Source organism: Sinorhizobium sp. FG01 (genome assembly GCF_002531875.1).
Lineage (GTDB): Bacteria > Pseudomonadota > Alphaproteobacteria > Rhizobiales > Rhizobiaceae > Sinorhizobium > Sinorhizobium fredii_C.
Window position 1 is genome coordinate 39595 of the sequence record NZ_NWTB01000005.1, and the last position, 11955, is coordinate 51549.

Annotated in this window: 9 protein-coding genes; all 9 read right to left on the reverse strand. The window is 63.9% G+C overall.

The window, feature by feature from the left end; all coding sequences use genetic code 11:
• Positions 1 to 14 precede the first annotated feature (14 nt).
• A complete protein-coding gene (locus CO656_RS08285) occupies positions 15 to 647 on the reverse strand; it encodes a TetR family transcriptional regulator (RefSeq protein ID WP_037422541.1) in 633 nt (210 codons plus the stop codon).
• Positions 648 to 698: 51 nt separating this feature from the next.
• Positions 699 to 3845: an efflux RND transporter permease subunit gene (locus CO656_RS08290; protein WP_097525429.1), complete on the reverse strand. Its 3147-nt coding sequence runs from the start codon at positions 3843 to 3845 to the stop codon at positions 699 to 701.
• Between the two features lie 10 nt (positions 3846 to 3855).
• Entirely contained in the window at positions 3856 to 5061 is a 1206-nt protein-coding gene (locus CO656_RS08295) for an efflux RND transporter periplasmic adaptor subunit (protein WP_097525649.1), read from the reverse strand.
• A gap of 397 nt (positions 5062 to 5458) precedes the next feature.
• A complete protein-coding gene (locus CO656_RS08300; RefSeq protein ID WP_037422535.1) occupies positions 5459 to 6469 on the reverse strand; it encodes an ATP-binding cassette domain-containing protein in 1011 nt (336 codons plus the stop codon).
• Between the two features lie 17 nt (positions 6470 to 6486).
• Entirely contained in the window at positions 6487 to 7551 is a 1065-nt protein-coding gene (locus CO656_RS08305) for a Gfo/Idh/MocA family oxidoreductase (RefSeq protein WP_097525430.1), read from the reverse strand.
• On the reverse strand, positions 7548 to 8387 hold the full coding sequence (locus CO656_RS08310; protein ID WP_097525431.1) for a carbohydrate ABC transporter permease: 840 nt from the start codon (positions 8385 to 8387) through the stop codon (positions 7548 to 7550). The genes CO656_RS08305 and CO656_RS08310 overlap by 4 nt, the downstream gene beginning before the upstream one ends.
• Before the next feature lie 12 nt (positions 8388 to 8399).
• Positions 8400 to 9347, reverse strand: coding sequence for a sugar ABC transporter permease (locus tag CO656_RS08315; protein WP_097525432.1), 948 nt, complete (start codon positions 9345 to 9347; stop codon positions 8400 to 8402).
• A gap of 239 nt (positions 9348 to 9586) precedes the next feature.
• Positions 9587 to 10846, reverse strand: a complete 1260-nt coding sequence (locus CO656_RS08320; RefSeq protein WP_097525433.1) for an ABC transporter substrate-binding protein — start codon at positions 10844 to 10846, stop codon at positions 9587 to 9589.
• Positions 10847 to 10903: 57 nt separating this feature from the next.
• Positions 10904 to 11800: an N-acetylmuramic acid 6-phosphate etherase gene (locus tag CO656_RS08325; RefSeq protein WP_097525434.1), complete on the reverse strand. Its 897-nt coding sequence runs from the start codon at positions 11798 to 11800 to the stop codon at positions 10904 to 10906.
• Between the last annotated feature and the right edge of the window lie 155 nt (positions 11801 to 11955).

Below are 11955 nucleotides of genomic sequence, written 5' to 3' on the forward strand. Positions count from 1 at the left end.
GGTTTCTGTTCGCTTCAGGCGGCGGACTGGGCGGGAAGAGTCTGCCGGAAGCTGGCGAAGAGGCGCTTGAGGGCGTCGCGCCCCTCGGCTGCGAGATCGAAACGGCGGCCGAAGAGCAGCCATTCGGTACAGAGGCCCGTCATCATCCAGTGCAACGTGCGGACGGCGGAAGTCGGCGTCCAGTTGTCGCGCAATTGCCCGCGCTCGAGCGCGCGGGCGAAGGCGAGTTCGAGCATGGCGGTGTGGCGCTCCTTCATCTCCTTCTGGCGGTCGAGCACGGCGGACATTTCATTGTCGTAGTCGCACCGGAGCATGATTGCGAGAACGCGCTGCCGCTGCTCGTCTACCGCAAGCATTTCGAGCCAGTCGCCGGTCGCTGCCTCGACGATCGCCAGCGTGTCGGAGGCCTCGGTCTCGATCTCGCGGGCGATCATGTCTTCCTGCGGCAAAGGCACCGCATCGTAGAGCGCCAGGAAAAGATCGGTCTTGTTGGCGAAATGCCAGTAGATGGCGCCGCGGGTCACGCCCGCTTCGCTGGCAACCTTGTCGAGGGTCGTGCCCGAAACACCCTTCTTGTAAAAGACGCGCTCGGCGGCGCTCAGGATCTTCTTTCGGGTTTCCTCGGCATCGGCCTTGGTTCGGCGCATGTCATTCTCCTTGCTGGACGGCCCGCCGGTGAGGGCGGGCCGTTGATACGCTTACTCGGCGGGTGTGGCACTCTCGGATGCGGCCACAGGTGCCGCGCCCCTTGCTTTTCTCCACCCGAAGATCTTCATGACGAACACGAAGAACACCGGCACGAAGAAGATCGCCAGCACCGTTGCCGAGATCATCCCGCCCATGACGCCGGTGCCGATGGCGCGTTGGCTGCCGGAGCTCGCGCCCGTCGCGATCGCGAGCGGCAAGACGCCGAGGGTGAAGGCGAGCGAGGTCATCAGGATCGGGCGGAAGCGCAGATGCACGGCTTCGAGCGTCGCCTCGATCAGCGGCTTGCCCTGTTCGCGCAGCTCCTTGGCGAACTCGATGATCAGGATGGCGTTCTTCGCCGAAAGCCCGATGATCGCGATCAGGCCGACCTTGAAGTAGACGTCGTTCGGCATGTCGCGCATCATCACCGCCAGCACCGCGCCGATGACGCCGAGCGGCACGACCATGATGACCGAGACGGGGATCGACCAGCTCTCGTAGAGCGCCGCAAGGCACAGGAAGACGAGCAGGCAGGAGAGCGCGATCAGCAGCGGCGCCTGTGTGCCCGACTGGATCTCCTGCAGCGATTGTCCGGTCCATTCATAGCCGAAGCCTGGCGGAAGCTCAGCCACCAGCCGCTCCATCTCGGTGATCGCATCGCCGGAGGAGTAGCCCGGAGCCGCCTCGCCGCTGATGCGGACCGCCGGATAGCCATTGTAGCCGACCGTCTGCGTCGGTGCCTTGACCCATTCGATATTGGCGAAGGCCGACAGCGGCACCATGCCGCCGTTCGAGTTGCGGACATTGAGGTTCAGGAGATCGGCCGTCTGCATGCGCTCGTTCTCGTCCGCCTGCACCGTCACGCGCTGCATGCGGCCGGCATTCGGGAAGTCGTTGACATAGGACGAGCCGAGATTGGTCGATATCGTCGAGTTGATGTCGGCAAAGGTCACGCCGAAGGTGTTGGCCTTCTCGCGGTCGATGTTGACGCTGACCTGGGCCGCGTCCGGCATGCCCTCGAAGCGAACGCCCGTCACCACCTTGCTCTGGGCGGCAAGACCGAGAAGCTGGTCGCGTGCCTCAGCCAGCGCCGCTTCGCCGAGCCCGGCGCGGTCCTGCAGCCGGAAGGAGAAGCCGCCGGTCGTGCCGAGGCCCTGGATTGCCGGCGGCGACAACGCGAAGCTGATCGCGTCCTTGATCTGGCTCATCGCCATTGTTGCGCGGCCGGCGATCGACTGGGCCGCGTTGTTGGCGTCGCGCTCGCTCCAGTCCTTGAGCGTCACGAAGGCTAGCCCCGCGTTCTGGCCGGTGCCGAAGAAGGAGAAGCCGTTGATGGCGACGATCGTGTCGACCGCCGGCTCCTGGCCGAAGATATGCTCCGCCTGTTCAATGACCTCCGTCGTGCGGTTTCCGGTCGCTTCCGACGGCAGCTGCATCATGACGATGACGAAGCCCTGGTCCTCGTCCGGCAGGAAGGACGAAGGGAGCTGCATGAAGGCCCAGGCGAGGCCGCCGAGCAGTGCGAGGTAGATAATCATGAAGCGGCCGGTGCGCGTCACCAGGCGTCCGACCATGCCGGTATAGCCGCGCGAGGTCCGGTCGAAGCTGCGGTTGAACCAGCCGAAGAAGCCGCGCTTGGCGTGATGATGGCCCTTAGGGACCTGCTTCAGGAAGCTCGCGCAGAGCGCCGGCGTCAGCGACAGGGCAAGGAAGGCCGAGAATAGGATCGAAACCACCATGGTCAGCGAGAACTGGCGATAGATCACGCCGACGGCACCCGGGAAGAAGGCCATCGGAATGAACACCGAGGCGAGCACCAGGGTGATGCCGATCACCGCGCCGGTGATCTGCTTCATCGCCTTGCGGGTCGCCTCCTTCGGCGTCAGCCCTTCCTCCGACATGATGCGCTCGACGTTCTCGACGACGATGATCGCATCGTCGACGAGAATGCCGATCGCCAGCACCATGCCGAACATGGTCAAGACGTTGATCGAGAACCCCATCGCCAGCATGACCGCGCAGGTGCCGAGCAGGGCGACCGGCACGACCAGCGTCGGGATGATCGTGTAGCGGATGTTCTGCAGGAACAGGAACATCACCAGGAAGACGAGCACCATGGCTTCGACGAGCGTCTCCACCACCTTCTGGATCGAGACGGCGACGAAGGGCGAGGTGTCGTAGGGGATTGAATATTCGAGGCCCGGCGGGAAGAACTCGGCGAGCTCGTCCATGCGCGCCTTGATCGCCTGCGAGGTCGAGATCGCATTGCCGCTCGGCGAGAGCTGCACGGCGATGGCGGCCGAGGGCTTGCCGTTGAGGCGGGTCGAGAAGGAATAGTTCTCGCCGCCGATTTCGATGCGGGCGACGTCGCGCAGCCGGACGGCCGAGCCGTCGGCGTTCGCCCGAAGCACGATGGCGCCGAATTCCTCCGGCGACGAAAGCTGGCCCTTGATCACCACTGGGGCGCTGATCTGCTGGGTGATCGGGTTCGGCTGGGCGCCGATCGAGCCCGAGGCGATCTGGGCGTTCTGCGCCTGGATGGCCGCCGTCACGTCGGCGGCGGTCAGGTTGAGGCCGAGCATCTTGTCCGGATCGAGCCAGACGCGCATCGAGCGCTCGGTCGCGAACATCTGGGCGCGGCCGACGCCCTGAACGCGCTGGATTTCACTCAAGACGTTGCGGCTCAGATAGTCGCCGAGACCGATCGCGTCCATCGATCCGTCGGTCGAGGTCAGCGAGATGATCAGAAGGAAGCCGGAGCCGGCCTCGTCCACCTGGACGCCCTGCTGCTTCACCGAATCGGGCAGCCGCGGTTCGACGCGTTGCACCCGGTTCTGGATGTCGACCGAGGCCTGGCTGGGGTCGGTGCCCGGCTCGAAGGTCGCATTGATCTCGACGGAGCCCGACGCGCTCGAGGTCGATTCGAAGTACAGCAGGCCCTCGACGCCGTTCAGTTCATCCTCGATCAGCCGCGTGACGCTCTGATAGGTGTCCTGCGACGAGGCGCCGGGATAGGTGGTGTTGATCGAGATCTGCGGCGGCGCGACGTCCGGATATTGCGACACGGGCAGGAGCGGGATCGCAATGATGCCGGCGACCATGATGAAGATCGCCACCACCCAGGCAAAGATCGGCCTGTCGATGAAAAAGCTGGGCATGGGTAGGCTCTCACTTCACTGCGGTGGCGGACTTGTCGCCGGCGGCCGCCGCACTCTGCTGTTCGGTTCCGGGCTTGGCGCCCGGCTTCCAATCGGTGGGTTCGACGGGAGCGCCGGGGCCGATCTTCTGGAAGCCTTCGACGATGACCTTCTCACCGGCCCTGAGGCCCGCGGTAACCTGCCAGCGCTCGCCGACGGTTCGCCCGAGCGTGACGTTGCGGAACTCGACCTTCTTGTCGGCGGTCACGACATAGACCTGGGACTGGCCGGCATTGTTGCGCTGCACCGCCTGCTGCGGGACAGTAATCGCGTCCTTTTCCAGCCCCTGCTGGATCTGCACGCGCACATACATGCCCGGCAGCAGATCGTTGTTGGGGTTGGGAAATTCGCCGCGCAGCGTCACCTGGCCGGTGGTCGCGTCGACCGCCGCCTCGGAGAAGAGCAGCCGGCCCTTCAACCCATAGGGCGTGCCGTCGTCGAGGATGAGCTGCACCTCCGCCTCGTTCTTGCCGCTGATCAGCTGGCCGTCCTGAAGCGCCTTGCGCAGACGGATGAGGTCGGTCGCCGACTGGGTGAAGTCGGCATAGACGGGATCGAGCTGCTGAATGGTTGCGAGGTTCTGTGTGTCGCTCGCGCTGACCAGCGCACCTTCGGTGATCAACGCCCGGCCGATGCGGCCGCTGATCGGCGCAGTCACATTGGCGTATTGGAGGTTGAGCTTCGCCTCCGCGAGGCCCGCCTCGGCAATGCCGATGTCGGCCTCGGCCTGCGCGAGCGTCGCGATCGCGTCGTCATATTGCTGGACGGCCGCGACCTGCGCCTCCTTCAGCCGCGACTGCCGGTCGGCGGTCTGCTTGGCCTGGTCGCGCACGGCAATTGCCCGCTGCAGCGTCGCCTCGGCGCTGTCGACCTTGACCTGGAACGGCGCCGGGTCGATCCGGTAGAGCACGTCGCCTTCCTTGACCATCGTGCCCTGCTCGAACACCCGTTCGACGACGATGCCGGTAACGCGCGGCCGAACCTCGGCGATCCGCGTCGGCGTGATGCGGCCGGGCAGCTCGTTGGTGATCGGCAAAGGCTCCGCCGCGGTCGTGAAAACGGCGACCGCCGCCGGAGGAAAAGCCGGGGCCGCGGCCTGCTCGTCGTTCTTCTGGCAGCCGGCGAGAAGCAGCACGGCTGTCAGCGAGGCGGCCAGTATCGGTCGGGTCATATGCATCGCAATGTCCAATATGCAAAGGGACCGTCTCGCGGCGCCTGCCGCGCGGTCCGTCAGGGAGATGAAGCGGAGCCGGAATCGAAGGAAGATACCGGAAAGCTAATATACAAACAGGAATGTATGTTAATTTCGGGCGCAGTGCAACCGCCTGGGGCGACAGGCGGGGAACCGCAGAAAAGCCAATTGCCCCAGGCTCTTCGTCGCTTCGGCCCTTGGTTGATCACGCATGTGTGATTGCTTCAGAGCGACCCTCCCCAGGAGGGGCACGCATCTGCTGCCACGCCAATGTCGTCTTAGGCCCCCGAGAATGCGGACCCGCATGAACGGGGCGAGCGCGGTATCGCATGCCCCTCCCTCTTGAACCCCGAGCCGCTTTCGAGCGTAACTTGGATTGCGCCTACTGCCCGGAATTGATCACCCGCCCCTCGCTGTCGAAGCGGTGCATGCCGCCGATCACCGGGGTGGCATGGACGATGTCGTCGGCCGCGTAGCGGTGTTCGCCGAAGAGCCGCACCGTCAGCGGCCCGACCTCGTCGGATTCGAGATAGACGATGGTGTCGGCGCCGAGATGCTCGACATGGATCACCTTCGCCTTCCATTTGCCGCTCTCGCGCGACAGGCCGATATGTTCGGGGCGAATGCCGACGGTCTTGGCCTCGCCGTCGCCGAACCGCTCGCCGTCGATGAAGTTCATCTGCGGCGAGCCGATGAAGCCGGCGACGAAGAGATTGGCGGGCCGGTTATAGAGCTCCATCGGCGAGCCGACCTGCTCGATGCGTCCGCCGTTCAGCACCACTATCTTGTCGGCGAGCGTCATCGCCTCGACCTGGTCGTGGGTGACATAGATCATCGTCGCCTTAAGGCTGCGGTGCAGCCGGGCGATTTCGAGGCGCGTGTTGACGCGCAGCGCCGCATCGAGGTTCGACAGCGGCTCGTCGAAGAGGAACAGCTTCGGCTCGCGCACGATGGCCCGGCCGATCGCGACGCGCTGGCGCTGGCCGCCTGAAAGCTCCGCCGGACGGCGGGCGAGATAGGGCTCTAGCGACAGCATGCCGGCCGCCTTGCCGACCTTCTCCTCGATCTCGGGTTTCGGCACGCCGGCCTGCTTTAAGCCCAGGCCCATATTGTCCTTCACCGTCAGGTGCGGGTAAAGCGCGTAGGACTGGAAGACCATGGCGATGCCGCGTTTGGCCGGCGCCACATGGCCGACCTCGACGCCGTCGATCTGCACGCTGCCGGAGGTCGCGTCCTCGAGACCGGCGATGGTGCGGAGCAGGGTCGACTTTCCGCAGCCCGACGGGCCGACGAAGATGACGAATTCGCCGTCCTTCACCTCGAGGTCGATGCCCTTCAGCACCTCATGGCCGCCATAGGCCTTGCGGATGGATTGGAGTTGCAGTGATCCCACGTGTCGCCCTCTTCAAATTAAAGCTTGACCGGCCTGCCGCTGCGAACGCTTTCGTCCGCCGCCAGGCAGATCTTCAGCGATTGCACCGCATCGTCCATGTGCCGGTCGAGATTGATGTTTTCGCGAATGGCCTTGAGCACGAAGGCCTGCTCGCTGTCGCAGAGCTCCTGATGGCCTGGTTCGCCCTCCATAACGAGGTCCTCGTCGGCCTTGACAAAACGTCCGTCCGGCCCGGTCGCCGCACTGTGCAGGCGGATGACCGCGGTCTTGGTGTGGACGTCGATGTCGTCCGACTTGGCGGCCTGATCCATGACAATCGACACCGACCCGTTCGGCGAGATCACGTCCTTCACGAAAAAAGCAGTCTCCGAGATCATCGGTCCCCAGCCGGCCTCGTACCAGCCGACCGAACCGTCCTCGAAGATCACCTGCAGGTGGCCGTAATTGTACATGTCGGCGGCGATCTCATTGGAGAGCCGCAGGCCCATGCCGCGTACCTCGACGGGTTTCGCGTCGGTGATCTGGCACATGACGTCGACATAGTGAACGCCGCAATCGACGATCGGCGCCGTCGTCTGCATCAGCGACTTGTGCGTCGCCCAGGTCGCCCCGCTCGACTGCTGGTTCAGGTTCATGCGGAAAACATAGGGAGGCCCGAGCTTGCGCGCCTCGGCGATCAGCCGCATCCAGGAGGGATGGTGGCGCAGGATGTAGCCGACGATGAGCTTGCGGCCGTTCGCCCGGGCGCAGGCGACGACCCGCTCCGCATCGGCGACCGTCGTCGCCAGCGGCTTCTCCATGAAGACGTGGCAGCCGGCCTCCATGGCGGTGACCGCATAGGCCGCGTGGCTGTCCGAATAGGTGTTGATCGAGCAGAGCTCCGGCCGGAGTTCGAGCAGCGCCTCGTTGAACGAGGGCAGGATCTCGTAACCGGCAAGCGCTTCCGGCAACTCCACCTTCGAGCGGTTGACCAGGCCGGCGATCTCGAAGCCGGGATTCTCGTGATACGCCAGCGCATGGCTGCGGCCCATATTACCGAGGCCCGCGACGAGCACGCGGATCGGATTTGCGGAAGAACTCATTTGACCGCTCCTGCCGTGATGCCGCGGATCAACTGCCGCGAGAAGATGACGTAGAGGACGAGGACAGGGAAGATCGCCAGCGACAGCGCCGAGAGGACCGCGTTCCAGTTGGTGACGAACTGGCCGATGAAGATCTGCGAGCCGAGCGTGACGGTTTTGGTGGTTTCGGCCGGTGCCAGGATCAGCGGGAACCACAGGTCGTTCCAGATCGGGATCATGGTGAAGACGGCGACCGTTGCCATGGCCGGCCGCACCAGCGGCAGCACCAGCCGGAAGAAGATCGCATATTCCGATAGCCCGTCGACCCGGCCGGCATTCTTCAGATCGTCCGAGACGGTGCGCATGAATTCCGACAGGATGAAGACGGCGAGCGGCAGGCCCTGGGCCGTATAGACGAGAATCAGCGCCGTCAGCGTGTTGACAAGGTTCGCCGCCACCATGCCCTGCAGGATCGCCACCGTGCCGAGCCGGATCGGAATCATGATGCCGAGCGCCAGATAGAGGCCCATCAGCGTATTGCCGCGGAAGCGGTATTCGGACAGCGCGAAGGCGGCCATGGCGCCGAACAGCAGCACCAGCGCGATCGACACGACGGTGACGACGACGCTGTTCTGGAAGTAGCCGATGAAATCGCCCTGCTTCAGCACCGTCTCGTAGCCGATCAGGCTGAAGGTCTCCGGTGTCGGCACCGCCAGCGGTTCGCGGAAGATCGCATTTCGGCTCTTGAACGAGTTGGCGATCGTCAGGAACACCGGGAACAGCGCCACCAGCGTATAGGCGATCAGCGCTACATGGACGGCGCCGGTCCGGGCTATGGAGCTACGTGCTTTCGACATCGTTGATCTCCCTCAGAACTGATAGCGGCGCATGCGGCGCTGGATGACGAAGAGGTAGAGCGAGACGCCGGCCAGGATGATCAGGAACATGATCGCCGCGATCGTCGCGCCCATCGAGCGGTCGCCAAGCTGGAGCTGGAAGCCGAAGAAGGTGCGGTAGAGCAGCGTGCCGAGGATGTCCGTCGAGCCGTCCGGGCCTGCAAGCGCGCCCTGAACCGTGTAGATCAGGTCGAAGGCATTGAAGTTGCCGACAAAGGTTAGGATCGAGACGATACCGATTGCCGGCAGGATCAAGGGCAGCTTGATCTTCCAAAACTGGCTCCAGCCGGTGACGCCGTCGAGCTCCGCCGCCTCGATCACCTCGTCGGGAATGTTGAGGAGGGCCGCATAGATCAGCATCATCGGGATGCCGACATATTGCCAGACCGAGATCAGCGACACGGCGATGAGCGCCGAGTCCGGCCGGCCGAGCCAGGGCGCGAACAGCCATTTGAGGCCGACGAGATCCATGAGAAAGGGCGCCACGCCCCAGATCGGCGAAAGGATCAGCTTCCAGATGAAGCCGACGATGACGAAGGAGAGCAGCGTCGGCAGGAAGATCGCCGTGCGGTAGAAGGCGCTGAAGCGCAGCTTCGGGATCGACAGCATGGCGGCGAGCGCAATGCCGATCGGATTCTGCACCGCCATGTGGATCAGGAAGAAGACGAAATTGTTGCGGAGCGCGTTCCAGAAATCCGCCGCCCAGCGCGGGTCGCCGAACAGCACCTTGAAATTGCGCAGGCCGACGAAGGTATATTGGCCGTCGACGGTGTTATAGAAGGATTGCCGCAGCGTCTCGATCAGCGGCAGGATCATCACCGCCGTGTAGACGATGAGCGCCGGCAGCAGAAAGACGAGGATGTGCCAGCGCCGCGGACGCTTGAGCTCGCCGACTTCCATTGGGGTTTCGCGTGGTTTCATCGGCCTCTGGCCCGTTCTCAATGGCTGGCTCCATGAGCGCAGCCCCATTTCGCTCGAAATGCCGCATTCCATACCGCCACGGGCTTCATCAAAAGCTCTTGTGGTCTCCGGCAAGCCGGCTGTCGGTCACGTCCCGGCCTGGCGCCGGTATCAACAAAACTGCGGCGTCGTCTGCCGCGCGGTTCGCGCGGGGCATAGGGAGCGCACGGGCCGGCAGGGCCGCGCGCTCCTTTTCGATCTTACTTGGCCGGCTTATACCAGCTGTCGAGACCTTCCTGCAGCTTCTTGGCAGCATCTTCCGGCGTGCTGGTGCCGTTGATGACGTTGGCCGATGCCACCCAGGTCTCGTTTTCGAGGTTCGGCGTGCCGCGCGACAGGATCTGATAGGTCGAGCGGATCGTCGACTTGCACTTCTCGCGCCAGGCGACGAATTCCTGCGCCAACGGGTCGGTCATCTTCACCGCCGTCGAGTTCAGGCTGAAGAAGCCGGGAAGCGCATTGGCGTAAATTTCCGCGAATTCCGGCGAGGCGACCCAGGTCAGGAAGGTCTTGGCGGCATCCGCATTCGGGCTCTTGGCATTGAGGCCGATGCCGATGTCGTTGTGGTCGGAGATATAGCAGCTGTCCCCGGCCTTCTTCACCGGGGGCGGGAAGGCGCCCATCTTGAACTGCGCCTGAGTGTTGAAGCCGGCGATTTCCCAGGAGCCGGCCGGATAGATCGCGGCGCGGCCGAGCGTGAAGAGATTCTGGCTGTCCGGATAGGTCTGGGCCTCGAAGCCGTCACCGAGATAGTCTTTCCACTTGGCGAGCACGCGGTAGGGTTCGACCCAAGCGTCATCGGTCAGCTTCTGCTCTCCCTTGATCAGCGCCAGGCGGCCTTCCTCACCCTTCCAATAGTTGGGGCCGATGTTCTGGTAGCCCATGGTCGCAGCTTCCCAGAGGTCCTTAGTCCCCATCGCCATCGGGATGTAGTTGCCGTCCGTCTTGATCTTGTCGAGGGCAGCGAAAAACTCCTCTTCGGTCGTCGGAACGGCAAGCTTGAGCTGGTCGAAGGCATCCTTGTTGTAGATGAAGCCGTGGATAACCGAGGCCATCGGCACGCAGAAGCTCGTCTTGCCGTCATCGGTCGTCCAGGCCGACTTGGCGACGTCGGAGAAGTTCTCCATGCCCGCCAGGCCGGTGAGGTCGGCGAGGTGCTTCTTGTTGTAGAGTTCGAGCGAGGCGTCGAACGGGCGGCAGGTGATGAGGTCGCCGGCCGAGCCTGCGTCGAGCTTGGCGTTGAGAGCGGCGTTGTATTCCGTCGGCGCGGACGGCGAGAACACCACCTTGATGCCGGGGTTCTTGGCCTCGAAGGCGGGGATCAGCTTTTCCTGCCAGATCGCCAGGTCGTCATTGCGCCAGCTCTCGATCGTCAGCGTCACGTCCTGCGCCTGCGCAAGTCCGGCCGAGCCGAGAATGCTCGATGCGAGCAGCAAGCCTTTGATTGTCGTGCGGGTCATTCAGGTTCTCCCTCTTATAGGCGCCGCCACGGCGCGGTTTGGATCCCAGTTTATCGTTCAGGCCGAGACGATGGCGATCGCCCGGCGCAAATTCTGATTGGCACTGGCAAGCGCCGCTTCGGCTGCCGGCAGGTCCTGCGCGCCCGAAGCGAGCAGGATCGCCAGCTTGACCGATCCGGCGGCGGCACCAATCAGCCTTTCGGCTTCGCCGGCAGAAACGCCGGTGATGTCGGAGACGATCCGTGTGGCCCGACCGTGCAGCTTGATATTGTCTGCCCTAAGATTGACCATGTGGCCGTCGAGCACATGGCCGAGATGGATGCCGATCAGCGTCGAGAACATGTTGAAGGCGATCTTCTGGGCCGTGCCGGCGCCCATGCGCGTCGAGCCGGAGATGACCTCCGGCGGCGTCTTGAGCAGGATGGCGACATCGGCGCGCTCGAAAAGCGGCGCGTCGGGATTGTTGGCCATCCCGATGACCTTGGCGCCAAACTTCCTGGCTTCCTCGGCGGCGGCGAGTGCATAGGGCGTCGAGCCGCTGGCGGAAACCGAGACCAGGCAGTCGCCGGCTGTAATCCCGGCCTCGCGAACGTCGGCACGCGCGAGTTCCGTGTCGTCCTCGTAGCCGCCGGCAAGATCGCCGAGGCTCGCGGCACCGCCGGCAAGAAGAATGACGATCTGCTGCTGCGAGATTCCATAGGTGCCCGGCAGTTCGAGTGCGTCCGCCATGGCCATCAGGCCGGAACTGCCGGCGCCCGCATAGGCAAGCTTGCCACCGGCCGAAAGGATGCTTGCGGCAAGTGCCGCCGCGCATGCGATCGGTTCGATCGCCGCATCGACGGCCTTGGCTGCGGCCTGCTGACCGGAGGCGAGCACGCGCAGCGCGAGTGCCGGATCCATCAGGTCCAGGCCTTTGGCTTCGTCGTGGCGCTCCTCGGTCTTCATTGCCGGCATCGCGTCGTTCTCCTCTTTTCCAAATTAATGCCAAAAAAATACCAATTGTCTAGAAGAAATTTAACGTCTGCCTAAATAAAAAACGCCTCGCCAAAAATATCTCCATAAAATCAAACATATAACATAAATGGCGGCGTGCTCATGGAATCGCGCTT